The organism is Streptomyces sp. SLBN-118 (assembly GCF_006715635.1).
In the GTDB taxonomy this organism is placed as follows: domain Bacteria; phylum Actinomycetota; class Actinomycetes; order Streptomycetales; family Streptomycetaceae; genus Streptomyces.
The window spans coordinates 1,031,057-1,056,326 of sequence record NZ_VFNP01000001.1 but is presented as its reverse complement, the minus strand read 5'-3'; the positions used below and the strand labels follow the sequence as shown (position 1 = coordinate 1,056,326).

At 68.9% G+C, this 25,270-nt stretch carries 20 protein-coding genes and 2 pseudogenes; 11 read left to right on the top strand and 11 right to left on the bottom strand.

Annotated features, from left to right (window positions below):
• Positions 1–54: 54 nt before the first annotated feature.
• Together FBY35_RS04910 and asnB are read right to left on the bottom strand one after the other, a co-directional pair.
• The gene (locus FBY35_RS04910) at positions 55–1,356 is read right to left on the bottom strand and encodes a lipopolysaccharide biosynthesis protein (RefSeq protein ID WP_160159227.1); all 1,302 of its coding nucleotides are present in this window, start codon (positions 1,354–1,356) and stop codon (positions 55–57) included.
• Complete coding sequence (gene asnB / locus FBY35_RS04905; protein ID WP_313904644.1) at positions 1,349–3,271, bottom strand: asparagine synthase (glutamine-hydrolyzing); 1,923 nt, start codon at positions 3,269–3,271, stop codon at positions 1,349–1,351. The genes FBY35_RS04910 and asnB overlap by 8 nt, the downstream gene beginning before the upstream one ends.
• A gap of 334 nt (positions 3,272–3,605) precedes the next feature.
• Between asnB and FBY35_RS37945 the strand changes: the two are divergent.
• From FBY35_RS37945 to FBY35_RS04885, 5 genes and pseudogenes are all read left to right on the top strand, one after another.
• Positions 3,606–3,746 (top strand): annotated as a pseudogene (locus FBY35_RS37945) (hypothetical protein); the annotation flags it as partial.
• A complete protein-coding gene (locus FBY35_RS04900; RefSeq protein ID WP_160159225.1) occupies positions 3,747–4,592 on the top strand; it encodes a bifunctional 2-polyprenyl-6-hydroxyphenol methylase/3-demethylubiquinol 3-O-methyltransferase UbiG in 846 nt (281 codons plus the stop codon).
• Positions 4,593–4,852: 260 nt separating this feature from the next.
• Complete coding sequence (locus FBY35_RS04895) at positions 4,853–5,938, top strand: hypothetical protein (protein WP_142212598.1); 1,086 nt, start codon at positions 4,853–4,855, stop codon at positions 5,936–5,938.
• A gap of 25 nt (positions 5,939–5,963) precedes the next feature.
• Positions 5,964–6,914, top strand: coding sequence for a bifunctional 2-polyprenyl-6-hydroxyphenol methylase/3-demethylubiquinol 3-O-methyltransferase UbiG (locus tag FBY35_RS04890; RefSeq protein ID WP_142212597.1), 951 nt, complete (start codon positions 5,964–5,966; stop codon positions 6,912–6,914).
• A complete protein-coding gene (locus FBY35_RS04885) occupies positions 6,907–7,470 on the top strand; it encodes a low molecular weight phosphatase family protein (RefSeq protein ID WP_142212596.1) in 564 nt (187 codons plus the stop codon). The genes FBY35_RS04890 and FBY35_RS04885 overlap by 8 nt, the downstream gene beginning before the upstream one ends.
• A gap of 14 nt (positions 7,471–7,484) precedes the next feature.
• On the opposite strand, the gene FBY35_RS04880 is transcribed toward FBY35_RS04885, so the two are convergent.
• Positions 7,485–9,344: a DUF4012 domain-containing protein gene (locus FBY35_RS04880; RefSeq protein WP_142212595.1), complete on the bottom strand. Its 1,860-nt coding sequence runs from the start codon at positions 9,342–9,344 to the stop codon at positions 7,485–7,487.
• An 11-nt stretch (positions 9,345–9,355) separates the two neighbouring features.
• Entirely contained in the window at positions 9,356–10,087 is a 732-nt protein-coding gene (locus FBY35_RS04875; RefSeq protein ID WP_160159224.1) for an LPXTG cell wall anchor domain-containing protein, read from the bottom strand.
• A gap of 470 nt (positions 10,088–10,557) precedes the next feature.
• On the opposite strand from FBY35_RS04875, the gene FBY35_RS04870 reads away from it, so the two are divergent.
• On the top strand, positions 10,558–11,178 hold the full coding sequence (locus FBY35_RS04870; protein ID WP_142212593.1) for a TetR/AcrR family transcriptional regulator: 621 nt from the start codon (positions 10,558–10,560) through the stop codon (positions 11,176–11,178).
• 618 nt (positions 11,179–11,796) lie between these two features.
• Here FBY35_RS04870 and FBY35_RS04865 read toward each other — a convergent pair.
• From FBY35_RS04865 to FBY35_RS04835, 7 genes and pseudogenes are all read right to left on the bottom strand, one after another.
• A complete protein-coding gene (locus FBY35_RS04865) occupies positions 11,797–12,453 on the bottom strand; it encodes a DUF1326 domain-containing protein (protein WP_142212592.1) in 657 nt (218 codons plus the stop codon).
• A gap of 203 nt (positions 12,454–12,656) precedes the next feature.
• Positions 12,657–13,493, bottom strand: a complete 837-nt coding sequence (locus tag FBY35_RS04860) for a DUF2182 domain-containing protein (RefSeq protein WP_142214908.1) — start codon at positions 13,491–13,493, stop codon at positions 12,657–12,659.
• Between the two features lie 440 nt (positions 13,494–13,933).
• On the bottom strand, positions 13,934–14,923 hold the full coding sequence (locus FBY35_RS04855; RefSeq protein ID WP_142212591.1) for a glycine betaine ABC transporter substrate-binding protein: 990 nt from the start codon (positions 14,921–14,923) through the stop codon (positions 13,934–13,936).
• Positions 14,923–15,690 (bottom strand): ABC transporter permease, encoded by a 768-nt coding sequence (locus FBY35_RS04850; RefSeq protein WP_260848513.1) that lies wholly within the window; start codon positions 15,688–15,690, stop codon positions 14,923–14,925. The genes FBY35_RS04855 and FBY35_RS04850 overlap by 1 nt, the downstream gene beginning before the upstream one ends.
• A gap of 98 nt (positions 15,691–15,788) precedes the next feature.
• Complete coding sequence (locus FBY35_RS04845) at positions 15,789–17,084, bottom strand: ABC transporter ATP-binding protein (RefSeq protein ID WP_399208232.1); 1,296 nt, start codon at positions 17,082–17,084, stop codon at positions 15,789–15,791.
• Positions 17,077–17,724, bottom strand: a complete 648-nt coding sequence (locus FBY35_RS04840) for an ABC transporter permease (RefSeq protein ID WP_108154090.1) — start codon at positions 17,722–17,724, stop codon at positions 17,077–17,079. The genes FBY35_RS04845 and FBY35_RS04840 overlap by 8 nt, the downstream gene beginning before the upstream one ends.
• Before the next feature lie 264 nt (positions 17,725–17,988).
• Positions 17,989–18,087 (bottom strand): annotated as a pseudogene (locus FBY35_RS04835) (class I tRNA ligase family protein); the annotation flags it as partial.
• A gap of 737 nt (positions 18,088–18,824) precedes the next feature.
• On the opposite strand from FBY35_RS04835, the gene FBY35_RS04830 reads away from it, so the two are divergent.
• Genes FBY35_RS04830 through FBY35_RS04810 form a run of 5 tightly spaced genes read left to right on the top strand, consistent with a single transcriptional unit; the run spans position 18,825 to position 25,200 of the window.
• The gene (locus FBY35_RS04830; RefSeq protein WP_260848512.1) at positions 18,825–20,417 is read left to right on the top strand and encodes a DUF1254 domain-containing protein; all 1,593 of its coding nucleotides are present in this window, start codon (positions 18,825–18,827) and stop codon (positions 20,415–20,417) included.
• A gap of 49 nt (positions 20,418–20,466) precedes the next feature.
• A complete protein-coding gene (locus tag FBY35_RS04825) occupies positions 20,467–21,387 on the top strand; it encodes an HAD family phosphatase (RefSeq protein WP_142212589.1) in 921 nt (306 codons plus the stop codon).
• On the top strand, positions 21,384–22,820 hold the full coding sequence (locus FBY35_RS04820) for a DUF1254 domain-containing protein (protein ID WP_186356861.1): 1,437 nt from the start codon (positions 21,384–21,386) through the stop codon (positions 22,818–22,820). The genes FBY35_RS04825 and FBY35_RS04820 overlap by 4 nt, the downstream gene beginning before the upstream one ends.
• Before the next feature lie 11 nt (positions 22,821–22,831).
• Complete coding sequence (locus tag FBY35_RS04815) at positions 22,832–23,509, top strand: GAP family protein (protein ID WP_142212588.1); 678 nt, start codon at positions 22,832–22,834, stop codon at positions 23,507–23,509.
• On the top strand, positions 23,506–25,200 hold the full coding sequence (locus tag FBY35_RS04810) for a SulP family inorganic anion transporter (protein WP_222123104.1): 1,695 nt from the start codon (positions 23,506–23,508) through the stop codon (positions 25,198–25,200). Before FBY35_RS04815 ends, FBY35_RS04810 begins: the two co-directional genes overlap by 4 nt.
• Positions 25,201–25,270: the final 70 nt, after the last annotated feature.

Here is a 25,270-nt window from a genome sequence, read left to right as displayed (position 1 = left end):
CGGGTGATGGGCCGCAGGGCCCCCGAGGGGCGGAGGCGGGTGTCGGGGCGGCAGTCAGGCGGCGGCCTGCTTGACCGGAATGCAGCGACGCGCGGAGGCGAGAAGTGCGAGCAGATCCGGGGCCGTGGGAAGCAGCTTCCGGGCCTGGATGCCGGTCTTCCTGGTGAACAGTCGCAGCTGAAGGGCAGCCAGCAGTACGTATGCCAGCGAGGATGCCAGTGCGCAGCCCGCAGCGCCCCACACGGGAATCAGCAGCAGGTTCAGTGCCAGGTTGACCACCAGAGCGATCACGGACGGTACGACGACCGTCCGCGCACAGCGCGACCGCAGCAGATAGGTGCTCGGCAGCCGGCTCGCACCCAGGGCCATCACGCCGGGCGCCAGCAGCATCACGAGCGGTACGGCATCGGCGTACGCCGCCCCGTACACGGCGGAGACCAGTAACGGTGCGGCCACCGTCAGCACCAGCGCCGAGCCCATCGCCAGCAGGACCGCGTACCGGGTGATCCGCGCGGTCACGTCGGCGGATTCGGTGTCGCTGGAGTTGAACTGGCGTTTGAGCATCACTTGGGAGACCACGTCCGCCAGCATGCGGCTGTACCCGGCGAGGCCTACAGCCAGCGAGTAGATGCCCAGCTCCCGCGCGCCGGCGAGTGCGCTGAGCAGGTAGATGTCGGCGTTCATCAGTAGATAGACCGAGGCGGGTCCGAGGTGGTACCGGACGCCGGTGGTGACGGTCGTGCGCGCCAGCTTCAGGTCCCGTCGGCGTCCAGCGGCTGCCCCCGCGGCGGCGAACACCAGCAGCGGGACACCTGCGCCGGCGACCCAGACGATCACCGCGGTCGGGACGCTCAACCGCCCGCCGGCCGCCAGGGCGGCCACCGCGGCGCACTGGACGAGCGCACCGGCCAGCATCGACCGGTTCGCCACATCCACTCGCCCCCGCAGCAATACGATGTTCCCGGCGTAGTTCGACGCGATGCCGAGCGGCACGCTCAGGCAGGCCAACGTCACCAGGTACTGCCCCGGCAGGTGCAGGGTTTCCGGGCCGACCACGGCCACGAAGGCGGTCCCCGCCAGTCCGCTGAGCGTGCCGAGCGCGAGAGCGAGGGGCACACTGTTGCCCGCGAGCGCCTCCCGGCGCTCGGCGTCGGGCCACAAGGCGCTCTGCGCCTGCTCCCCGGACAGGTGTCCCAGCATGGTGGCGGTGGTGGCGATCGTGACCGCCATGTAGTAGACACCGCGGCCCTCCGGCTCCAGCGACCGGGCGATGACTGCGCTGGTGAACAAGGAGAGCGCCAGGCATGCGGCGCGGCTGCCCAGTATGCCGAGCACCTGTCGCGCGGTGTCAGCCACAGTGTCCCTGGGCGGCGGGTTCGGGAGCGGCAGTTGCGGTGTCGCACGAGGTCTCGCCGCATGTGCGGTGCCACAGCTCGAACTGCAGCAGTGACCACAGCCGCGTGGAGCGGTCGCGCCCCTCGTCGTGGTCCTGCAGCAGCCCTCGTACGACCTCCGGCCGGAACAGGCCACGAGAGCGCGCGGTGTGGTCGGTGAGCAGATCGAAAGCCAGCGGTCGCAGCTCGCAGCGAAGCCAGTCCGCCAGCGGCACCCCGAAGCCGGCCTTGGGCCGGGTGATCAGCTCGGACGGCAGCCAAGGAGCCATCGCCTTCTTCAGCAGCGCCTTGGTCACCTGGCCGTCGACCTTCCACCGGCCGGGAAGCCCCGCGGCCCACTCCATCAGATGGTGGTCAAGGAAGGGAGATCGGGCTTCCAGCGAGTGAGCCATCGTGGTGATGTCCACCTTCACGAGCAGGTCGCCCGGCAGGTAGGTGTTGACGTCGACGTCCATCAACCGGTTGACGTCCTCGTCCGAACGGGACGTGTCGAACACCTCCCCGATCAGGTCATAGCTGTCGACGTGGGCCAGCTGCTCGTGCATCGCCTTCGTGTAGAGAGCGTCCTTGCTCTCGTTGGTGAAGTAGGACATGAGGCTGGCGTAACGATGCTGTGGCCTCTCCCCCAGCAGCTGCAGCCCCCGTCCGACCCTGCGCAACCGGGGCGCGGTGCCGGACTCCGCCAGTGCCGAGCCGACGCGGTTCAGCAAGCCCTGCAGCCGAGGGGGGGCTTGCCTCCGCCCCACTCTGTTCATGTACGCGTAGCGTCGGTAACCTCCGAAGCTTTCGTCGCCCCCGTCGCCGTTGAGCACCACCGTCACGTGCTGGCGGCTCAGTTCTGCGACGAAGAAGGAGGGGATGGCCGAGGAGTCGGCGAACGGTTCGTCGAAATGCCGCGTCACCGTGGGCAGAACCTCCAGCGCGGACGCACCCGCCACCACGAACTCGTGGTGGTCGGTTCCATAGCGGCGGGCCACGGTCGCCGCGTATTCCCGCTCGTCGAAGCGCTGGTCGTCGAATCCGATGCAGAACGTCTTCACGGGCCGGTCGCTGAGCCGGGCCATGGCGGCGACGACAGCGGAGGAGTCGATGCCGCCGGACAGGAACGCCCCCAGCGGTCGCTCGCTGACCATCCGGACCCGCGTCGCATCCAGCAGCAACTCCCTTGCCCGCTCTGCCGCCTCCCGCTCGGAGCCCACCGGCCGTGGTGTGAAGTCCAGCTTCCAGTAACGCCGCACGCTCACCTCCCCGTCCTGCCAGACCAGCAGGTGCCCGGGGGGCAGCTTCGAGACTCCGCGGTAGATCGACCAGGGTGCCGGTACGTACTGGTAGGTCAGATAGTGATGCAGAGCCACCGGGTCCACTTCACGGGACACTCCCGCATCGGCCATCAGAGCCTTCAGCTCCGACGCGAACGCCAGTGAGGTCCCGGACTGCCGGTAGTAGAGCGGCTTCTTGCCCACCCGGTCCCGTGCGAGCAGCAGCCGACGCCGTGCCATGTCCCAGATCGCGAACGCGAACATCCCGCGCAGATGCGTGACGAGGTCCTCGCCGTGTTCCTCGTACAGGTGGACAAGCACCTCGGTGTCGCCGTCGGTGGCGAATCGGTGCCCGCGCGCGACCAGTTGCTCGCGCAGCTCCACGAAGTTGTAGATCTCTCCGTTGAAGACCGCCGCGACGGTGCGGTCCTCGTTGTATACGGGCTGGTCTCCGCCGACCACGTCGATGATGGCGAGTCGCCGCATCCCCAGCGCTGCGTTGGCGTCGGAGTGGTAGCCCTCTCCGTCCGGCCCCCGATGGGTGATGAGGCGGCACATCGCGCGCACCTGTTGGGGATCGGGAGGGCTGGTGGACACGATTCCAGCTACACCGCACATAAACGCTCTCCATGTGTTGCACCGTCGGATGACTGGTCCGCCAACATCGCGGGCGCCCGCCGCCAGTGCACTGCCTCGCGGGCTGACCGCCGAGGCCCCGAGATACATACCATATATTTCCAGGCATTTCGTCCGGCGTGCCGTGCAATGCCTGCCACTCGCTTCGGGAAACATCGCGGCGTGCTCTGAACCGGTGACGTCTTCCGACACGTACCGTGCCAATGGGCCGATCTCAGGAGTCGGTTGCATGCCTAACTCGTCGTAATATGCGGCAAGAACACGACACGCGAGTGCTTGCCGGTCGCAAAGCGAACGATCAGTTAGCTTGTGATCCATGCACAGGAGATTGGCCGATGGCCTCGCGGAGAAGAATCGAGACGGTTCCTGGTTCGGAACACTTCGGTGTCCGAACTGCCGTGCGCGGCTTCATGGAGATACCACACTGACCTGTGAAAGGTGCAGGCGGGACTATCCGGTGCGTGACGGGATCCCGCGGTTCGTTCCCGAGGACAACTACGGGAAATCGTTCGGCTATCAATGGAATGTGCATCGGCTTACCCAGCTCGACTCGTATGTGGGGATTCCCGTATCCAGAGATCGCCTCCTGCGGGAGAGCGGCTGGACCGCTGATGAACTTCAGGGCAGTGAAGTTCTTGAATGCGGAAGCGGCGCCGGACGCTTCACCGAGGTGCTCTGCGAGACCGGGGCAGCCGTCACCTCCTTCGACATCTCCAACGCGGTGGACGCCAACGCCACGTCCAATGGCCGATTCGCCAATCTGCGGCTGCTTCAGGCCAGCATTTACGATCTTCCCCTGGTGGATGAGTCGTTCGACTACCTCGTCTGCCTCGGGGTCGTCCAGCACACGCCTGACGTCGAGCGGACCTTCAAGACGATTTTGGGTTACCTGCGTCCCGGGGGAAAGTTCTGTATCGACGTGTACGCGGCGATCGTCGCCTATCCGCATCTACGGCAGCTGTTGCGGCCCGTCACCAAGCGAATTCCTCCCGACAAGCTCTACAGCGCTGTCCAATCCTTGACGCCACGACTGCTGCCGGTTTCCATGCGTCTCAGTGCAGTTCCACGGGTGGGTGACTACTTGGCCCGGCTGGTTCCCGTCGCCAATCACCGCCACCTCGGGTTGACCGACACCGAAACCTTGCGGACCTGGTCGATCCTGGACACCTTCGACTGGCTCTCGCCTCAATTCGAGCGGCCCCAGCCGCGCCGCCGACTTGAGCGCTGGTGCAGGGATCTTCGCCTGAGCGAATTCGAGATCGAACGCATTCGCGGGCTCTATGTCGTCCGTGGAACGAAGTAACACAGATCGAAAGAGGCCGGTTGACCATGCGCGCATCGACCGTGCTCAGGAAACCGGTCGGCCCTCATCCTTTCCCGACCGACACCCCGCGAAGTTCCCTCTGGGCGGCTCTGGCGCTGTTCACAGCAGCGGCGGTTCTCCACGTCTGTGTTGTTTTCGTCGTGCACTCGCATACCAACGGCGAGGCCCTCTTCCCCGATGCTCGGGGCTACAGAACGGCAAGCGACATGATTGCCGCGGCCTTGCGCAGCGGGAGCCCCATGGAGGCGAGCAATGTCTCGGGACTCGTCGGCTCCGAGGTGTGGGGCTACCCGGCGATCATGGCGCTGTGCAGGCTGCTGACCGGGGGTGGGTGGCTGGCCGCCAAGACGGTACTGGCTCTTCTCGCGGCCACCGGCGCCGTCGCCGCGTACGGACTGGCTCTCACATCCGGGCGGGGGCGTAAGCGCGCCGTCGCCGCCGGACTGATGGTGGGGGCAAGTCCGTCCCTGTTGTTGTGGGATGCCTGGGGCCTGAAGGACGGGCTGACCACCAGCATCGTCCTGTGGTCCCTGCTCGTACAGACCCGGGCGCGCTTCTCGATCGCCTGTGTCGGCACAATGCTGAGCATCTACGCATGTCTGTACCTGAGGCCCGCGGCGGCCCTCTTCCTCGCGGTCGCCCTGCTCGCCCGGGTGAGATTTCGCCGCGAGTACCTGGCCGGTTTCCTTGTCGTCGTCGGGGCCGCCGCCCTCTTCGTTCTTCCTCGTCTAATGACGCTCGTCGGCATTGTGGACAGCCTGCAGGTCCACGACGGGACCCGTCTCGGCTTCAGCGGGGGATACGGCTCCCAGAACCTGCTCCATCATCCCCAGTATCTGGTGACCTTGCTGCTCGGGCCGTTCCCCTGGGAGTTCGGGCCGGAGACCGCGGTCCCCGAACGTTGGCTCTATCTGGGTACCATCATCTGGATCGCCTCACTCTTCCTCGGCCCCACCGCATTGCGCAGGGCCTGGGCGGACACTGCGGGTGTCGGCCGTGCCGCGGTGATGGGGGCCTCCGCCTATGCCGCCGCATATCTCGCGACCTTCGGCGGAGCCTTCTACCGGCAGCGTTCCCTGCTCGAATGCGTGCTGCTCATCCTGGTGGTGCTCTACCTCCCTCTCTCTCCGGCCAGAGCCATGATGCGGATCCATGTGTGGCTCGCCGCCATCGCTGCCGTGGCCGTCGTGCACAGTCCCCACCTCACACCCACGACGTGGAGCAAGTATCTGGCGGTGTGCGTCATGGGGCTGGCCGTTCCTCTGGCATTCATGTACGGGCTCCGGCATGGTGCGGCCCGTCGATTTCGGGAACGACATACGTAGACACGCCTCCTGAAAGGATTTTCCGGTGCTGGATTCTTCGCCGAATCCCTGCCCTCTTTGCGGCTCGTCATCCTTCCTGACGCTGTCTCACATCCATCTCTCCGATGTCTGGGGGGCATACGCGGAGCAGTGGGCCACCTCGTTTTCGGACGATGTGATCGCCCACTACGGGAACGGACCCGTCGCCCTGCGCCGCTGCGGGCGTTGCGAGCTGGAATGGTTCGACCCCGCGCTCGAAGGCGACGCTGCCTTCTACACCCAGCTCTTCACCGGCGGGATCACATACGAGACATGGCGTTGGGAGTTCGACCGAGCCGCGCAGCGCATCGCGAACGGTGCGCGAGTGGTCGAAGTGGGCTCGGGCGAAGGAGCGTTCCTGCGCTCCGTACTTCCCCGGTGCAGTTCCGTCGAGGCGCTCGAGAAGAACCCTCGCGCCGCGGACCTGCTGCGTGCGGCCGGCATCAAGGTGAGCGAGGACGACGTCCGCGCCGACGCTCTGGTCCGTCCGGCCCGGGCGGATGTTGTCTGCGCTTTCCAGGTGCTGGAACATGTGGCGGACGTACGCGGCTTTCTGTCGGCGCTGGCGGCGATCGTGGTGCCGGACGGTGAGATCCTCCTTTCCGTGCCGAACCGTGAGCGGTTCCGCCGGGGTCTGGAACCGAATGACTGCCCACCGCACCACCTGTCCCGATGGAGTCCCCGGCAGTTCACCGCCGTGGCCGAAGTCCTGGGCATGGAGCTTGTCCTGGTCGAGTACCAGCCGCCTTCTCTGTCTCACGCCAGGGCATCGCGCCAACGATCCGTCCGGACGGCGCTGCGTCCGGTGACTGGTCCACGGGTGGCGCAATGGACGGGCCGTGCCACCGCCCGCTTGCGGATGCCGGAACGTCGTCATGCACGCCTGGCCGCCGAAGGCCGCTTCGCGTCCCGGGGCGAGTACGGGCACACCATGTTCGCGGTGCTCCGCCGTGCGTGAACCGTTCCATGTGCTCGTCGTCTGCACCGGAAACCTGCATCGCTCACCCCTGGCTGAGCGTCTGCTGGCCTTCCGGCTCGCCTCGGCCCGGGGAAGGTTCCGGGTGTCCAGCGCCGGAACCATCGCGGTGAACGGCGCTCCGATGGACCCGGCCGCAGCCTGTCTGCTCACCGAGATGGGCGGGGATCCAACCGGGGCCGCCGCCCGACGGCTCACCGCGCCACTCGTCAGCGAAGCGGAACTGGTGCTGGGCGCCGCGACGGAGCACCGCGAGGCGGCCGTCCGGCTCTCCCCGGTGCATGGACTCGGACGCGCCTTCACCTTGCGGGAGTTCGCACGGCTGCTGCACGTGGACGACGCGGCCGGTCTGACCGATCCGGTCGAGCGGGCCACGGCCCTGACCAGGGGAGCCGCGGCCCGGCGGGGAGCAAGCTGCGGGGGATCGTGGGACGACGACCTGGACGACCCCTATGGCGCGCCCGAGGAAGAAGCAAGGGCGTGCGCCGCCCGGATCGCGGAAGCAGTGGAAGGGATCACCGCAGCAGTGCTGGGCTGACCCGTGGGGTCCCGTCAGGCGCCGCTGCAGCCCGGGGAGGGGTGCACAGTCACTTGCAGCGGGCGCGGCAGTCGCTGGTGCAGCACGGTGGGCGCGGCCTCGGACGGGGGTTCCAGCAGGTGCAGCATCACCGTGCGGCTGCCGCCTGCAGGTACCTCGACGTCGAGCGTGTACACCGGATGCCCTCGCTCAATGCCCGGTGACATGAGGGTGTTGTGCCCGTCAATGGTCGCCTTGATCAGATTCGCCCCTGCGGTCGCGTAGTAGGAGACGAGCAGGCGATTGTCACCCTTGTGCGTTGCATAAAGGGGCTTGTCCATGCGTTCGGTGACGTACGTGGGAAGCCCTGAGGACGGTGCATGGTTGGCGAGTACTGCCTTGACCGTGATCTCGCGGCCGGCAGCGGTGCATCGACCGGGACGCCAGTCCAGGGAGCGGTCGAGGTAGTAGTCCAGCTTGGTGCCGGCGGCATTGTTGAGCACCAACCCTGCGTAGGGCTCCGGGTTCAGCGGCAAGGAGCCGCCGACCGGGCGTGACTCCAGCTCCCGCTGCTCGTCACCATGGGCGCTCCAGACGTTCAACTGCCCATTGCCCAGCACCTCGTACAGCCCAAGAAGGAGCGCCGGCCGCCGCTGGGGATCTTCGGCGGCGGCCAGCAACTGCCCGGCAGCGGCGCGGGCCATGTCGAGCAGGAAAGCCTTGCGCTTGAGCGGGTCCGCATACCTCATGTAGTTGGTGCGCTCGCTGAGATCCACCACGTTGTCGGCGGAGACGACGGTGCCGTCGGTCGTGCGCGTCGGCCCGGCACCCGCGAGCAGCCGGGCCAGCGCACTCGGATCCAGGGAAATGACGCCGTCCACCCGCTCGCCGCTCTTGTCGAGCCAGGCCGCCGACCAGATACGCGCGGCGTAGGGGAAGTGCGGACTCATATTGGAGTTGGGCCAGGTGCTCACCGCGTCGTAGCGTCCGTACATGGCGGCGAACTCGGCACCGAGATCCACCTTGGGGTGGGTGCTCACCATCTCGGCGTCGTGTCCGAAGTGCGTCAGGGCCAGCGCGCCCTTGTCGGCTGTCATCAGGGCATGAGCACCAGGCATTCCGCCGGTTCCACGCGCCTCTGCGGGGTTCTGGAACACCACCAGGTAACGCCGTGGACGGTCGTCCCCCAGCATCAGAGGCAGGAGGCGGGCGCCGGTGGCGGCGTCCTCCACAGCGGGCGCCATCCGGTCCAGCCGGCCGACGAGTTCGTCCCGGACCCGATCCAGGGCGGGCAGCCAGGTCTGGCTGGGCAGCTTGCGGGTCTCCGTACGCGTCACTGCCACCTGGCGTGAGACCTGCTCAAGAGCCGGGGCGGCCCTGCGCAGTTCGGAGAGGTCCAGGTGGCCGCCGCCCGCGCCTGCAACGCCGGCGAGGTTGCCGGCGGTCTGTACGACGGCAGGCAGAACCTCGCCGGTCAGCCGGTCGACGGCCTTGGCAGTACCGCGGACGGTCTCGACAGTGCCGCCGAGCCCCGGCAGGTGCGCGGCGACGGACCAGGCGGGTCCTGTGGTGAGCTGGTGCGCGCGGTCCGCATGCGCCGCGGCGGACCGGGCCGCCGCTTCGGTGCGCGCCCGGCGGCCCGTGGCGTCCTTCGTCGTGGAGACCGACGAGGCGGGCGCCGTCACCGTGTTCCGCAGCGTTTCCAGATCGCCGCGGGCCGCGAGCAGCTCGCTACGTGCGTACAGGCCGGTGACGACCAGCCAGCACGATCCGGCGAGGAGTGTGGCTGCCGTTGCCCACATCAGCGGCCTGGTGCGGCGGTGATTCCGCCGCACCAGGCCGGTGAAGTGGGACACAACCGCGCTGTCCCGGATTTTGCGGGTCGTCCACGGCATCCGTCGGCCTCTCAGCCGCGCTCAGCGTGACTGCGCCGCCGCCGGACGATCACGAGTGACCCGCCACCGAGAAGCACCATCGCGCCTGCCGCACTGAGCAGCGCCACCGTTGCGTCCGAGGAGCCGGTCTTCGCAAGCTCCGAGGGGTCGTTGTCACTGCCGGGGCGCCCGTGGTCGCCCCCGTGGCCGGGCCATCCGTGGTGATGCCCATGGCCGGGACGTCCGTGGTGGTCGCCGGGACCGTCCCCGTCGCCGGTAACGGTCAGCGGCGCGGACAGTGTAATTCCGGATTCCTGTCCCTCGAGCGTGAAGAGGTAGTCGCCGGGACGAGTGCGCTCCGGGATGGTGACCGTGCCGCTCACAGCGCCGGTGCCGTCGGCGGTGAAGGTGCCCAGGTACACGGTTCCACCGTGTCCGCCACCGTCTCCGCCTCGGTCTCCTGTGGGCGACACGATGGGCAGCACGGACGACGGCGATGTCCTGAGTGCGGCCGTGGCCGCGCCACTACGGGTGGTGGCGGCAGCACCTCCGGGAACCAGGCTGACGACGACATCCTCATTCGACTCGAAGCCCGTCGCGGAGAAGGTGAGCTCATCACCGGGGGCCACGGTGTCATCGCTCAGCGTCGGGGGGGCTGGTGGGTACTGTGCGTAGGCCGGCTCGGCAAGCACCATCGGAGCGGCCGCAATCAGGGCTGCGGTGGCGGCGGCCAGGGCGACACGCCGTCTTGAACGTCTGGGCATCGTGTTGGGCTCCTTCGGAAGGCCTGGGGCAGTGATCGTTTGTTGTTCTCGGCGCGGGGCGGACGACTTCTGGGGCCGTGACTCGGACAGCAAGGCATCGACCGAATTAGCACCCCAATCCATAGACACGGGTGTTTCGGGGCAAACAGGCTCGCCATGGTGTTCCACACGTCGGCGCACCGGTTGCACCCGACTGGCTCCTCAGAACTCGCGGCTGGGCCACGCCTCTGGTGAGGTCTCGTCGACGTGCCCGTCCGGTTCGATTGGGGCGTTCGGAGCCACCTGTCTTTGTTGTCCTGGAGACGGTGCTGCCCAGCGTCCTGCGGTCGGTGTTCGGATGGCTGCGTGCAGCCATGGTGCGGCAGCCGGTGGACTCAATTTCACGGTAAGCTGAAACAAGTTTCAGTACGGGGTGAAACTTAGTCGCGGCCAATCGGGCGAGTGGGGAACCGGCAAAGGGATGGCTCGACATGACGGCACGAGCAGGAAGGGGCCCCCGGGGGGAACGTGGCGCGCAGGCGGATCGCATCCTGGCGGCGGCGCGTAAATCCTTCGCCGAACGGGGCTACAGCGGGACCTCGTTGCGGGCCGTGGCGCAGGCCGCCGCCGTGGATCCCACCTTGGTGAACTACTACTTCTCCAACAAGATGGGACTGCTGAAGGCGGCACTGGAGCCGCCGGAAGCCTTCGGGGAGGGTATTGCGGAGGCCACCGCCAAGGCTCCGCTGGAGGAGCGTGGACGGGCCTTTGTGGAGGCAATGCTGTCCATGTGGGACGATCCGGCCACCTCTGAGATCCTGCGCTCGATCATCCTTGTCGCAAGCCATGAGCCCTTCGCCATGGAGCGCCTCCGTGCCGTCTTCTCCGCTCTTGTCCTGCCGACCGTGTCGGCGAGCCTTCCCGACCACGAGGCCGGGCTGCGCTCGGACCTGATCGCCACGCAGATAGTGGGTCTGGCCATGACGCGCTACGTATGGGCCATCGACCGCATCGCCGACATGCCCCGGGAACAGGTCGTCCGCTTGATCGGTCCGGTCGTGCAGCACTATCTCACCGGCACCCTGGGTGACGACGTCTCGGAGGGTGTCTGACCGAGGGAGACCGCCCCGGCGGACCTCCCGTCCGCTTCCTCCCGTCGGTGTATGCCGTCCGACGTGGACGTCCGGGTCGCCGTCACCGACGGCTCGCGCGGCCCGCCCACCCTGGTCCGCGCGGGGGATGAGGGATGAGGATGAGGGTGGGCACGGCCTGACCCTGGTCGCTGCCCTCGCCCTCCGCTGGGGCGCCGTCCCGTTCCGTATGGCGAACGCCCCTGGTTCGAGCTGTAGACCCACCGCGGCGGATGCCGCTCGTTGGGCCAGGGCGGAGCTGCGGCTCTCGGGGCAGCGGTGCGCCGACTACGCCACCGCACCGGGTTCGCGCCTGAAGTGGATCGCCACTTTCCTCACCGGGCGTACTCACCGCCCGCTGTGCCTCGCTGCCTACGCAGGACGTTGCAGCAGGGCACTCCTTCCTTGGTGTGTCGAAGCCGCCCATCCGCCCGTCGGCTCTTTATTTCACGCTGTATGGAAATTCGGGCGGAACCGGACCTGCTGTCGGCGCCGTATTGTCCGTCGTACAGCCGCAGTCCGGACCGCACGTCGGCGGCCCGGGCGGCAAGCAGGCCTGGGGCTGCGCGCCTACGCGGCCGGGTGGGGCCGACGGGCTCTTCAGTCAGGGCCGCTCCAGTCGAAGGGGAAGTGCTTGCTCGACTTCCCGGTGCGTTCCCAGGAGAAGCCGAACGCATCGGCGCGGTCGACGGTTGCCCGCCCCCACGTGGCGACCTGGCCCGGCCCCACCTCGGAGCCCGGGGGGTTGAGGACCTGGACGCGTGCGCCGTCCGGGGTGGTCGGGCCGGTGAGCGCCTCGGCGGCCGCCGTGACACGGCCCGGGATCTCGGCTCGCCACGTGGCGAGATCCTCGTCGATCTCCACGTGGATCGGGGCGACGTCCATGCCCCGCATCTCGGGGTGGAACATCGCCCCGAACTCCGCCGGCCACCCGCCCGCTTCACCGCCGAAGACAGTCCCGAGCGCGGCTCGCTGCTGATCGTCGGCACGCTCGTCCAGGAAGACCGCGGCGTACGGTTCGCTATGCGTGCCGGCCCACGGGTTGCCCTCGAACGACCCGAGCATCAGGACATTGAGGTCGTCGAGCCGCACGTCCCCGAAGTTGCCTTCCTGGATGTGCCAGACCAGTACGCCTTCGCAGTCGCCGTAGGTCGGGGGCTGTGCGAACGTGCACGGGCACGGAATCGCGCACTTGCACACGTCGAACCAGTCGCCGGCCAGATGCCAGCGCGTCCCGGTGGTGGCCTGCTGTGTCATCTCGCTTCCTCCAGCCGAGCTCCGAGAAGCTCACTCAGAGTGGCGAGACCGCGTGTCCCGAGCCCGTTCCCGGGATCGGAGGACGGTCTCCCTTCCAGCTTGCACCTCATGTCCCGGGAGGGGAACCGGCCGACGTCCACGGTGGACGACGGCGCCGAGCCCTGACGCACCGCTGCCGAAGGAATCACCACGTGCGCAGAGGATCACATGCCGTCCATAGATGGCATCGAGCCCTCCAGCCCCGGCAGCATCCAGTCCTGGAACGGTGCGAGCACTGCCAGGACGAGGAAGGCGACGCCCACGACACCGCTGAGGAGGACGCCCCGGGACCACAGCTTCTCTACGAAGATCACCAAGGCCAGTCCGGCCATCGCGGCCAGGTTCATCACGCCGAGCGGTATGAAGACGACCATCAGCCCGGCACAGCAGCCGACGCAGTACGCGCCGTGGTGGACGCCCACCCGCAGGTCGCGGGCCGGTCGCCGGAAGCCGGCGTAACGCACCAAATGACTCAGCGGGTCGCGGCAGTGCCGCAGGCATACGTTCTTGAGGGGACCGAGCTGGTACAGACCGGCGAGCAGGAAGGCGACCGCACCGATCCAGCGTCCGGCGGTGGGATGGCCGTCCACCATGCCGCCGGTGAGGGCCAGGGCCGCATAGGCGAGCAGTCCGACGGCGGTCCAAACGAGCAGGTATCCGCCCACGAACTCGACAGTGCGGGCGGTCCGGGTCCAGCCGGAGGACTGCCGGCCGATCCCGCGTACCCAGGTGATGGCCACCGGCGCCATGGACGGCAGCATCATGGCCGCCATCATCGTCACCCAGAGCAGCAGGAACAGGGGCAGCGCCATCCCCATCGTGCCGGGCTCGACGCCCATGTCCCGGGCCTGTCCGACCGTCAGCACCCAGGCGGGCACCGCGATCAGGACGACGAGCATCCAGGCGGCCGCGAGATCCCGCGTGGGCAGCAACCCCCCGTCGGCTCCGGTCGGGGCGGTCGACCGGGCGGGTATGAAGGCGGAAATCCGGCTGCGAAGCATCGGCGTGCCTTCCTGCGGCTGTTTCCAGAACAGCACACGGGCCCCTGCGGCGCGACCAGGTCCGGCGCGGCAGCGGTTCTCGCGGATAGTCGGATCAGCGAACGCGCAGGTCAGAGCGCTGAGGTCGACATGTCCTGCTCCCTGGCCGCCGTCCGGTCGACCCGGGGTGGTGAAGGTCCTTGTCGCCCTGGATGAGTCCGGCCGCCGCCGGGTCCTCTGTTTTGGATTTTACATGTTTGCGATGACGCATCGCTGATCCCGTAGCTCACGCAGGATGGATCGCCCGGTTCCCGGGGTTTGTATTGCGGAGGCTTGACCTTTCTCGGCATCGTCACCAAGTGGCTGCCGGACGACCGGGCCGACGTGCACCGTTGTGCCGTGATCTCTTCGGGGGCCGAGAGCCGGTTGTGATGGAGCCAAGCCCGGGGCGAAGCCGTCTGTCAGCCTTCCCGGATGAAGCCCTCCCGCACCAGCCAGTCCTTCGCCACCTCGTGCGGGTCCTCCCCGTCCACGTCCACTCGCGCGTTCAGCCGCTGGGCCTCCGGCCCTGTCAGCCGCTTGGTGATCGGGGCGAGGACGTCGGCGATGGCGGGGTACTTCTCCATCGTGGCGCTGTTCATCTCGGGTGCCGCGTTGTAGTTGGGGAAGAAGTGCCGGTCGTCGTCCAGCACCTTCAGCTCGAGTTCCGGGATGCGGCCGTCGGTGGTGGCCGCCACGCCGAGGGTGCAGGCCGCGCCCTTGGCGACCTGGGTGTAGACGACGCCGTCGTCCATCTTTTTGAAGTTCCCGCGCCGGAGGGCGAATCCGTACGTCTTCGCCACGCCCGGCAGGCCGTCCTCGCGCACCGAGAACTCGCTTCCGCCGCAGATCGTCGCCGCGCCCGGGTCCTTCTTCGTCAGACGTGCCACGTCGGAGAGGGTGCGCAGCCGGTACTTCTGCGCATTCGCCCGGTTCGCGACCAGCGCGTAGGTGTTGTTGAGCGGGGCGGCGGGCAGCCAGGTGATGCTGTTGCGGCGGTCCTCGTCGCGTACGGCCTCCCACTGCTCGTACGGGTCGACGACCGGCTTGGTGTGACCGAGGTAGGTGATCCAGGCCGTGCCCGTGTACTCGTACATCCCGTCCGCCGCACCGGACTTGACCGCCTCTCGGGCACCGATCGAGCCCTGGATGTTCGTCCGGTCCAGGACTTCCGCGCCGGCCGCTTTGAAGACCAGCCCCATGATCTGGCCCAGGATGATCTGCTCGGTGAACTCCTTGGAGGTCACGGTCAGTTGGGCGCCCTCCAGCGGTCGCCCCTTCCCGACGGAGCCGGGCTGCACCGAGTCGGCCAGCGGGCTGCCGCTGGTCAGTCCACAGCCGCTCAGCCCTGCGGCGGCGAGCAGCAGGGAGCCCGTGCCCGCGACGGCCGTCCGTACCCGGGTCGGGCGCATCAGTCCACCTCCAGTCCGCGTGGGCGCAGCAGCAACTCGACGAGCATCCCCAGCCAGTCCACGATCAGCGCCATGGCGACTGTCAGTACGGAGCCGAGCACCAGCACCGGCATGCGCTGGTTGGTGATGCCGGAGGAGATCAGGTCCCCGAGTCCTCCTCCGCCGCCGAAGGTGGCCAGCGTCGCGGTGCCGACGTTCAGCACGAGCGCGGTCCGTACGCCCGCCAGGATCAGCGGTACGGCCAGGGGCAGTTCGACCCGGAACAGCACCAGCAGCGGCGACATACCGATGCCGCGCGCCGCCTCCACGAGTGCCGGGTCGGTGGCCCTCAGGCCGGCCACGGTGTTGCTCAGCACCGGCAGCACCGCGAATGCCACGATGCCGACCAGGGCGGCTCGTTGGCCGATGCCGAGCCAGATCACCAGCAGCGCCAGCAGGCCCAGGGCCGGGGTCGCCTGGCCGATGTTGGCCGCCGCGACGAACGGCGGTGCGGCCCGGCGCAGGACCCCGCGCGTCAGCGCGATGCCCAGCGGGATCGCGATGATGAGCACGAAGAAGGTGGAGATCGCGACGAGTTCGGTCTGCTGGAGGAGTGCGGTGCGCACGGCGCCGTCTGCGAGGGCGTTCCTGGCGATCGAGTCCAGTTCGGTGGTGCGGAGATACAGCGCGGTGGCACCGAGGGCGGCCGCGACGAAGGCCGGCAGTGGCACCAGCTTCTGCCAGGTGATACGGGGCGGGACCCGGTCCAGTGCGGCGAGCCGGGTCACGGGCTCGTCATGCCTTGGCCCTGGAGCCGGCCGCGGGGACCCGCAACCGGCCTCGGGAGCGGCTCCACCACCGGCCCCGATACCGACCTCGCTCCGGCTCACGCGGGCTCACCCCGGCCGGTCGGCCGAGCCTCCTCGGCTCCCCGCTCGCCCGGCGCCCCGTGCATCGCGTTCAGTAGTGTCGACATGTCCACCACGCCGGCGTACGCGCCGTCCTGTCCCGTGACCGCGACGCGGCCCGTGCCGTCGGCCAGCAGCGCCTCCAGCGCGTCCCGCAGCGTCGCGTCCACCTCGATCCGGCTCCGTACGGGGGTGCCCGCCGACAACGGCAGCGGCTCTCCGGCGGGTTGCGCACTCCGGGCGCGCGTCAGGTCCTCGCGTCGCAGCCAGGAGTGCGGGCGCCGCTCCCGGTCCAGCAGCAGCAGGTGGTCGGCGGAGGCGGAGCCCGCGTCCAGCAGGTGCAGGGCGATCTCGAGCGGGTCTTCGACGGTGGCGGTCGGGACGTCGGCGAGCTCCACCTCCCGTACGCGCTTGAGGTGCAGCCGTTTCACCCCGGCTCCCGCGCCCACGAAACCGGCGACGAAGTCGTCCGCCGGACTGGCCAGGATCGTTTCCGGGGTGTCGAACTGGGCGATTTTCGACCGCTCGCGCAGCACCGCGATCCGGTCGCCGACCTTGATGGCCTCGTCGAAGTCGTGCGTGACGAAGACAATCGTCTTGCGTAACTCGCGCTGTAGCCGGATGAGTTGGTCCTGCAGGTGCTCGCGGGTGATGGGGTCGACGGCCCCGAACGGCTCGTCCATCAGCAGCACGGGCGGGTCGGCCGCCAGCGCCCGCGCCACCCCGACCCGCTGCTGCTGGCCGCCGGAGAGCCGGCGCGGATAGCGGCCGCGGAACTCCCCGGGATCCAGCCCGACCAGTTCAAGCATCTCCTCGACCCGGTCCCGCACCTTCGCGCGGGGCCAGCCGGCCATCTTCGGTACGAGTGCGATGTTCTCGGCGACGGTCATGTGCGGGAAGAGGCCCGTGGCCTGGATGGCGTAGCCGATGGTGCGGCGCAGCGTCACGGGATTGATGCCGGTGACGTCCTCGCCGCCGATGGTGATCCGCCCCGAGGTCGGCTCGATCAGCCGGTTGATCATCTTGAGGGTGGTGCTCTTGCCGCAGCCAGAGGGCCCCACGAGGATCACGGTTTCGCCGGCCGCGACGTCCAGGGTCACGTCCTCCACGGCCGGGGCTTGGCTGTCCGGATAGCGCTTGGTCAGGTTGTCCAGCCGGATGCTCGCGCCGGCGGCGGCCGGCCGGTCGGGCCCGGCGGATCGGGCGGATCCGCCGGGGCCTGCGGCACCGGACGTCGGGAAGGTCGGTTCGGCGATTTCGGCAGAGTCAGCCACGGATCCCCCGTGAGATGGTGAGCCGTCCGATCAGCACGTACCCGGCGTCGAACAGCAGGGCCAGGACGACGATTCCGAGCGTCCCCGACAGTACTTCGTTGAGCGCGTTCGCACTGCCCAGGCTGGAGATCCCGCGGAAGATCTGGTTGCCGAGCCCGGGCCCCGAGGCGAAGGCCGCGATCGCCGCGATGCCCATCAGCATCTGGGTCGACACCCGGACACCGGTGAGGATCGGCGGCCAGGCGAGGGGCAGTTCGACCCTGAGCAGCTGGGCGAACCGTGACATCCCCATGCCCTTGGCGGCCTCGACGAGGGCCGGGTCGACTCCGCGCAACCCGACGACCGCGTTACGGACCACGGGCAGCAGTCCGTACAGCGTCAGCGCGATGACGGTCGGCGCGACGCCGAGGCCGACGACCGGGACGAGCAGGCCGAGGAGAGCCAGGGAGGGGACGGTGAGGATGCTTGCGGTCGTGGTGATCGCGAGGTTTCCCGCCCACTCGGTGCGGTAGGTGAGGACGCCGATCAGGACCCCCAGCACCGTGGCGACGACCATGCACTGGAAGACGGCGCTGGCGTGCTGATAGGCGTCCACCAGCAGCTGCTGGTAGCGGGTGCCCAGGTACTCCCAGAAACTCACTTCTCGGTCCCTCCCTCAAGCCGGTCCTCCAGCGGTCAGCGGTCCATACGGCGCCCGCCGCGACGCCTGGCGCACCAGTGGAGTGATCCGGAGCGGCACCGGATTCTCCACGCCGTCGACGCCCGCACGATGCCGTCGCATCCCACCATCCGGTTTCGATCACGCGCTGCACGTCGGCATTCGAGCGTGCCACTGAACGGCACGGCATGTCACCACCCCGCCAGCAGCGAGGAGTACTTGGGCCACGCCGGACGGGAGCGGCATATCGATCGGGGCGTCGAACCAGACGTAGAAGACCTTGCCTTCGGCGGCCGGCTCCGGCCAGGTGCCGGCCGGGACGGGCACGCCCCAGTCCAGGTCGCGGCGCCCCTTTGTGGCCCGGCCGGCAGGGTGGCTGGGCTCTCGGTGTGGCGGGGGAGGCGGTTGCGTACGCTGTTGCCGACGTCCGTGTCCGGCAGGGTGGCAGGCACCGAGATGCCTCCGGGAACGCCTGACGCGGCGTCAGGAAGGCGGTTGGTCAGCATGAGTCCTGAAGAACCTGGGGAAAGCTGACCGAACGTGCGACTGGTTGTAGGGTATGGAAACCGCCCTTGACCTGCAAAAACGCAGGCAGGGAGCATAGATCCGGGAGTGCCTCGATGTTGCGTACCATGTTCAAGTCCAAGATCTAACACTTGGCCATTCCCGCAGGTCAGAGGCATGATTGCCGGGCTGAGGTCAGCAAACGGTCAGCATCGGGCGCGGCCGCGTCCTGGCGTTGCTGACCTCCGGGCCGCGAGGGAGTGACCCGGCCCGGCGCCGCCAGAGCGTCCGGCCAGGATGCGGCTGCGTCTCAGCGGACCAAGCCGTTGGTTTCCGTCCACGGGGTTCTCGCGCTCCGGCCGTCGCAGACGGCGTTGCCCGAGCTGGTGGGCACCATGACCCTCGCCCGGTGCGACCTCCCCACCGCGGCCCTGCGTCGCTCAGCCGTGCCCCGCCGTAGGCCGAACCACGCACCCCTCCACTCGAAGACCCTCCGATGGCCCAGGTGCGGTGGTGGTCTGCGGTAGGCGAGGCACATGGTCGACAGGGCGGCCTCTTCCCGGGAACGGAGTGATCCCTTGCAGCGCACCGCACAGATCTCACCCCAGGCCATGGAGTCGATCTCGACTCCCGAGCGGGTCGAGACCCACCTGGGCACTCTGGAATTCCCGCTGGGTGTACCCACCGAGGAGACCGCGAACCGGGTCTACGACCATGTGGGCCACGTGCGCGCGGTGAGCGCGTTCCTCGACGCGTATTCCGGCGTCAGCCTGTGGGCGGCCCGCCGGGGATTCCTGGAGGCTGGAATCCAGGACCACGACGTGCTGCTCTTCTCGGAGTTCATGGATCCCAAGACGCTCGTGCTCACCGGGAACGCGGACACCGTCTACTTCCTGACCTTCCTCGACCTGACCGAGGGGCCGCTGGTGGTGGAAGTGCCGCCCCTGGCCCTCTGTTTCCTCAACGACATGTGGTTCCGCTGGGTCGCGGACCCCGGCATGGCCGGTCCGGATCGCGGAGCAGGCGGCAAGTACCTCTTCGTGCCACCCGGTCATCAGGGCCCTGTTCCCGAGGGCGGGTTCTTCACCCTCCGGACCCGCACCACGCGGCTCATCCTGGGCGGTCGGGCCTTCCTGGAGGGCGATGACCCGAAGCCGGCGGTCGAGCGGATCAAGGAGGGACTGCGCCTCTACCGCTACGTCCCCGGGTTCTACGGGACCAGCATCGGGGAGATCGTCACCGGTGGCACGGCCCCGCCGCTGCCGTGGACCGCCCAGACCTGGACCGCCGCCCTGCACAGGCCCGACCCGCCGCGCTTCGTCGAGGGCTCAGGGCTTCCCGTGAACACGGTTCCGCCCGGGGACGCGACGTACTTCGACTTCGTGAGCGAGCTCGTGCACGACCAGCCGGCCGAGGCGCTCGATCCCGAGATCGCCGGTGCTCTGGCCGCGGTCGGCATTGTCAAGGGCAGGCCCTTCGAGCCGGACGCGCGGATGCGGGAGATCCTCACCGAGGCAGCCGCGGTCGGCAACGCCACGGCTCGCACCCTCGCCTGCCGTCCGCGTCCGGCCGAGGGGGCGCACTACTACGGTGCCTCGTCCCGGTGGCTCAACGGCCTGCTGGTGTCCGGCCACGAGTTCCTGGCCCCGCCCGCGGACATCACCGACAGGGGCGTCGAGCCCCGCCCGAACGACGGCGCCCGGAAACTCAACCTGCGGTCCTGGTGGTGGTACCTGGCCGTGGGCATCAGCCCGGCGTTCACGGCGCCGCTGCCCGGCGTCGGCTCGCAGTACGTGTTCTCCCTGGCGGATCAGGAGGGCCGGGCCCTCGACGGCGGCAGGTACTACCGACTGGTACTTCCGCCGGACATCCCCGCCGCGAAGTTCTGGTCGGTCACCGTCTACGACAACCAGACGCGGTCGATGCTCGACACCCCACAGCGGTTCCCACGGGCCGGCAGCCAGGCATATCCCACCCCGGCAGCGGTCCCCGACGGGGACGGCACGACCACGGTGCACTTCGGGCCCGACCGGCCCGACGGCGTACCGGAGGGCAACTGGATCCAGACCACGCCGGGCCGGGGATGGTTCGTGGTCCTGCGGTTCTACAGTCCGCTGCAGCCGTTCTTCGACAAGACCTGGCGGCCGGGCGAGATCGAGGCGGTGGACTGACCCCGCCCGACATCGATTCGGAGATACGACGGTACGGACGGTGAGGTGCATGGACACGACCCCGCTGGGGAGTTGGAACGACGGTGCCGCGAAGCGGGCGATCGTCGACTTCGTGACGGCCGCGGCCGTGGCAGGCTCGCCGGGCTTCGTCGCGCCGATGGACCGGGTCGCCGTGTTCGACAACGACGGAACCCTGTGGGTCGAGAAGCCCGCGCCGGTGCAGATGGCGTTCGTCCTCGGGAAACTGGCCGCGCGGCTGGAGGCGGACCCGTCGCTGGCCCGCGAGCGGCCCTACCGGGCGCTCGTCGACCGGGACGCGTCGTACTTCCACGCGCTGAACGAACAGGACCCCGACGCGGTGGCATCGATGGTGGATGCCATCGGATCGGCCTGGGAAGGCACCACGCTCGCCCAGTACGAGGCCGAGGCCGCCCGGCACCTGGAGTCCTGGCGGCACGAGCGCTTCGGCGTGCCGTACTCCGGTCTCGTCTACCAGCCGATGCTGGAGCTGTTCGACTACCTCGGGGCGCACGGCTGGCGGCTGTTCGTCTGCTCGGGCGGCGGGCGCGACTTCATGCGGGTGATCTGCGAGGACACCTGGGGCCTGCCCCGGGAGAACGTGATCGGCTCGGCGCCGGAGTTCGCCTGGCGGGACGGCGTGCCGGTCCGCCGGGCGGTCCTGCACGGCCCCGTCGCGATCGGGCCCGGAAAGCCGGAGTACGTCCTCGCCCGCACCGGCCGCCTGCCGCGCTTCGCGGCCGGCAACGACGACGTGGATGTCGAGTTGCTGGCGTCCGCGCAGTTTGCTCTCCTCGTCCTGCACGACGACGACGAGCGGGAGTACGCCTACACCGAGGGGGCCGAGCGGGCACACGCGACCGCGCGGCGGGAGGGCTGGACGACGGTCAGCGTGAAGGACGACTGGAAGACCGTGCTCAAGGAACGGTCCGATGAGGAGGCACCCGAATGACTCAAGTGAGCGACGGCGCCAGCCCCGGCACGTCGGCCGAGACCCTGGCCTCGATCAGCCTCCCGGACCGGTTGGAGACGGTCTTCGGCGAGATGGAGTTCTTCGACGGCCTGCCGCTGCCCGACACGGTCACCCGCAGCTACGACACCCTGGACCTGCTGCGCGGGATCGAGGTGTTCCTCAACTGCGTGCCCGGTGCCTCGATGGTGGCCATGCGGCGCGGCCTCGCCGGCCTCGGTATCGACTCCCGCACCATCGGCTACACCGCCCCGCGCTGTGGCTCGGCACCGCTGATCCTCACGGCGAACACGGAGACGACGTACGGGATGGCCTGCCTGGCGCTCGACCAGGACGGACCCACCGTCATCGAGTCGCCGCCCAACTCGCTGTGCTTCGTCGACGACCTGTGGCAGCACTACGTCACCGACATGGGCATGGCCGGACGGGACAAGGGAGAGGGAGGCAAGTACCTCTTCCTGCCCCCGGGCCACGACGGCGAAGTCCCCGACGGATACCTGGTCGTGCGGCCGAAGACCTTCTCCTCCTGGGTGCTGATGCGTGCCCTGGGCGGAGAGGAGAGCATGCTTCGGACGCGCATCTATCCGCTCTCCGCCGCGGCGGACCCGCCCGAGCAGCGCTTCGTCAACTTCGCGGAGTCGGACTTCAACACCGTCCACGCCAACGACTTCTCGTTCTTCGAGGAGATCGACACCCTCGTCCAGGAGGAGCCACCCGAGGCGCTCGACCCCGAGCGGGCCGGGCAGCTCGCCGCGATCGGCATCGTGCCCGGCAAGCCGTTCCAGCCGGACGACCGGATGCGCTCGATCCTCGACACCGCCGCGAGAATCGCTTCGGGCATCGTACGGACGCTGGCCTTCAAGCCGCGTGACCCGAGCTTCTACCACTACCCCGGCAGCTCGTCGTGGAAGAACCCGTGGCCCTCGCGCAGTTACGAGTTCGTGTCGGCGGAGGGCGCCCGGTTGCTGGACGCTCGGGCGGTGTTCCACTACGTCGGGGCGGGCACCTCGCCGGCGATGGCGGCGGCGGCCGTCGGGGTCGGATCGCAGTACGCCTATACGGCGGAGGACTCCACGGGCGAGTGGCTCGACGGTGGACGGCACTACACGCTCAGACTGCCGAGCGGCATCCCGGTGAAGAACTTCTGGGCCGTCAACGTCTACGACCCGCAAACCCGTTCCCTGCTGCGCACCGACGCGGCGTACCCGAGCGTGAACAGCCTCTCGGACGCCGTCCGGTCCGAGGACAACGGCGACACGATCCTCCACTTCGGCCCGACGGCGCCGCAGGGCAGGGAGGGCAACTGGGTCCAGACGGTCCCCGGCAAGGGATGGTTCACGATCCTCCGGCTCTACGGCCCGCTCGAAAGCTGGTTCGACAAGAGCTGGCGGCCGGGCGAGATCGAACCGGCATGAGGTAGGCGGCCGTGGGTGAGGCGATCGGTCAGATTCTGTCCTACGGCGTCGCCGTGGCGCTGAGCGCGTTCCCGATCATCGGTGTGGTGCTGATGCTCGCCACCCCCAGGGCGCGCTCCAACGGGCCGGCGCTGCTCCTGGGCTGGGTCCTGGGCCTGGCCCTGGTCGGCACGATCGTGCTGCTGGTCTCCGGTGGCGCCGGCCCGGGCGACCAGGGGCAGCCGGCCGGCTGGGTCAGCGCGCTCGACCTGGCGCTCGGCGCGCTGCTGCTGTGGGTGGCGGTGAAGGAGTGGCGCGGCCGGCCGCGCGGCGACGAGGAGGTGACGTTGCCGAAGTGGATGAAGACGGTCGACTCGTTCACTCCTGTCAAGGCGCTGGCACTGGGGATGGCACTGTCCGCCCTCAACCCGAAGAACCTGCTGCTCTCGATCGCCGCGGCGTCGGCGATCGCGCGCACGGACACCTCCGCCGGCGCCCAGGCCGTGGCACTGGCGGTCTACGTGGTGATCGGGGCGCTCGGGCCCGGAACGCCGGTCGTGCTCTACTTCGCCCTCAAGGAGCGCTCGAAGCACATCCTCGACGGTCTCAAGCTCTGGATGGAGCGGAACAACACGGCGATCATGGCCGTGATCTGCCTGCTCTTCGCCGCGAAGCTGGTGGGCAACGCGATAAGTGATCTCTCCTCGTGAGGGCGGACACGCACTGGCTGTTCCCCTCACTGCGGGGTTACCGGCGGCAGTGGCTGGGGCGGGACGCGCTGGCCGGGATGACGGTGTGGGCGGTTCTCGTGCCCGAGGCGCTCGCCTACGCGACGATCGCCGGCGTCTCACCCGTCGTCGGCCTCTACGCCGCGCCGGCGGCCCTGATCCTCTACGCCGCCTTCGGCAGCTCCAGCCACCTGGTCGCCGGGCCCATGGCGGCGACGGCGGCACTCTCGGCGTCGATCGTCGGTGAGGCCGCGGGCGGTTCCGACGCGCACTTCGCCGCGCTGACGGCGGCCCTCGCCGTCACGGTGGGCATCGCGGCGCTCCTCGCCGGACTGCTGCGCCTCGGCTTCCTCGCGAGTTTCATCTCCGAGCCGGTGCTGAAGGGCTTCATCGTGGGCCTGGCACTGACGATCATCGCGGGCCAGCTGCCGAAGCTCTTCGGTGTCGAGGGCGGGTCCGGGAACTTCTTCGAGAAGATCTGGGCCCTGATCGAGGACCTCGGCGGCACCAGCGGCTTCACCGTCCTGGTCGGCGTCGGCAGCCTCGCCCTGATCCTCGTTCTCAAGCGGGTCGCCCCGGGGGTACCCGGCTCGCTGATCGCAGTGGCGCTGGGAATCGCCGTGGCCACGGCCTTCGATCTGGAGGACCACGGTGTCGCTGTCGTCGGCAGCATCGAGGCCGGTCTGCCGTCGTTCGGCTTCCCCGATGTCTCGGCCGACGACCTCGGCGGCCTCGCTGCCGGAAGCGTCGGCGTGACGCTCGTCGCCTTCGCCGAAGGACTCGGCGCGGCGAAGAACTACGCCGCCCGTGACCACTACGAGGTCGACGCCAACCGCGAGCTGATCGGGCTCGGCGCCGCCGGCCTGGGCGCCGGCCTGTCCAGCGGCATGGTCGTCAACGGCAGCCTCTCGAAGACCGCTGTCAACTGGTCGGCGGGCGCACGCACCCAGCTCTCCGGGATCCTCGTGGCCGTCCTGACCGTGATCACGCTCCTCTTCCTCACCGGCCTGTTCGAACAACTCCCCGAGGCGGTGCTCGCCGGGGTGGTGATCGCGGCGGTGGTGGAGCTGGTCGACCCCCACTCGCTGGTCTCCCTCTACCGCGTCTTCACCCGCAGGCTCGGCCAGGCCTACGGCGTCGCCGCGCGGCCGGATTTCCTCGCCGCGGTCGCGGCGATGCTCGGGGTGATGGTCTTCGACACGCTGCCCGGCCTCTTCATCGGCATCGGTGTCTCCCTGCTTCTGCTCCTGTACCGCTCCTCGCGCCCGGTCATCAGCGAACTGGGGCAACTGCCCGGGAACAGACACTTCGCCGCACTCGACAGACACAGCGAGAGCCGCAGGATTCCCGGAGTGATCGTGCTGCGCGTCGAGGCCGGCATCTACTTCGCCAACGCCGAGCGAATCCGGTCCGAGGCCCGAGGGGCCGCCGCCCGTGAAGGGGTGACGGCGGTCGTGATCGATGCCGAAACGGTTCCCTTCGTCGACGTCAGCGCCGTGCGCATGCTCGACAACCTGGCCGAGGAACTCGAGGATCTCGGAGTCCGGCTCCTGCTCGCCCGTGATGTGGGCCAAGTGAGGGACGTCTTGCGCACCGCCGAAGCCAGGACGGAGCTGAGGCGTGTGTATCCCACTGTGCGGGCGGCGGTCGACGCGGCCAGGACCGGCACATGACTCGATCTTTCGATTCGGCGCCTGTCGAGCCGCCGGCGGCGGTCCGCGGGAGGGCGTGACGGCGCCCAGC

Bases quoted from the DNA above. Each gene is read 5' to 3' on its own strand.
- FBY35_RS04895 (WP_142212598.1), top strand. From the start codon at position 4,853: ATGGAGGCGAGCAATGTCTCGGGACTCGTCGGCTCCGAGGTGTGGGGC.
- FBY35_RS04825 (WP_142212589.1), top strand. From the start codon at position 20,467: ATGGACACGACCCCGCTGGGGAGTTGGAACGACGGTGCCGCGAAGCGG.
- FBY35_RS04880 (WP_142212595.1), bottom strand. From the start codon at position 9,344: ATGCCGTGGACGACCCGCAAAATCCGGGACAGCGCGGTTGTGTCCCAC.
- asnB (WP_313904644.1), bottom strand. From the start codon at position 3,271: ATGTGCGGTGTAGCTGGAATCGTGTCCACCAGCCCTCCCGATCCCCAA.
- FBY35_RS04875 (WP_160159224.1), bottom strand. From the start codon at position 10,087: ATGCCCAGACGTTCAAGACGGCGTGTCGCCCTGGCCGCCGCCACCGCA.
- FBY35_RS04865 (WP_142212592.1), bottom strand. From the start codon at position 12,453: ATGACACAGCAGGCCACCACCGGGACGCGCTGGCATCTGGCCGGCGAC.
- FBY35_RS04870 (WP_142212593.1), top strand. From the start codon at position 10,558: ATGACGGCACGAGCAGGAAGGGGCCCCCGGGGGGAACGTGGCGCGCAG.
- FBY35_RS04860 (WP_142214908.1), bottom strand. From the start codon at position 13,493: ATGCTTCGCAGCCGGATTTCCGCCTTCATACCCGCCCGGTCGACCGCC.
- FBY35_RS04820 (WP_186356861.1), top strand. From the start codon at position 21,384: ATGACTCAAGTGAGCGACGGCGCCAGCCCCGGCACGTCGGCCGAGACC.
- FBY35_RS04855 (WP_142212591.1), bottom strand. From the start codon at position 14,923: ATGCGCCCGACCCGGGTACGGACGGCCGTCGCGGGCACGGGCTCCCTG.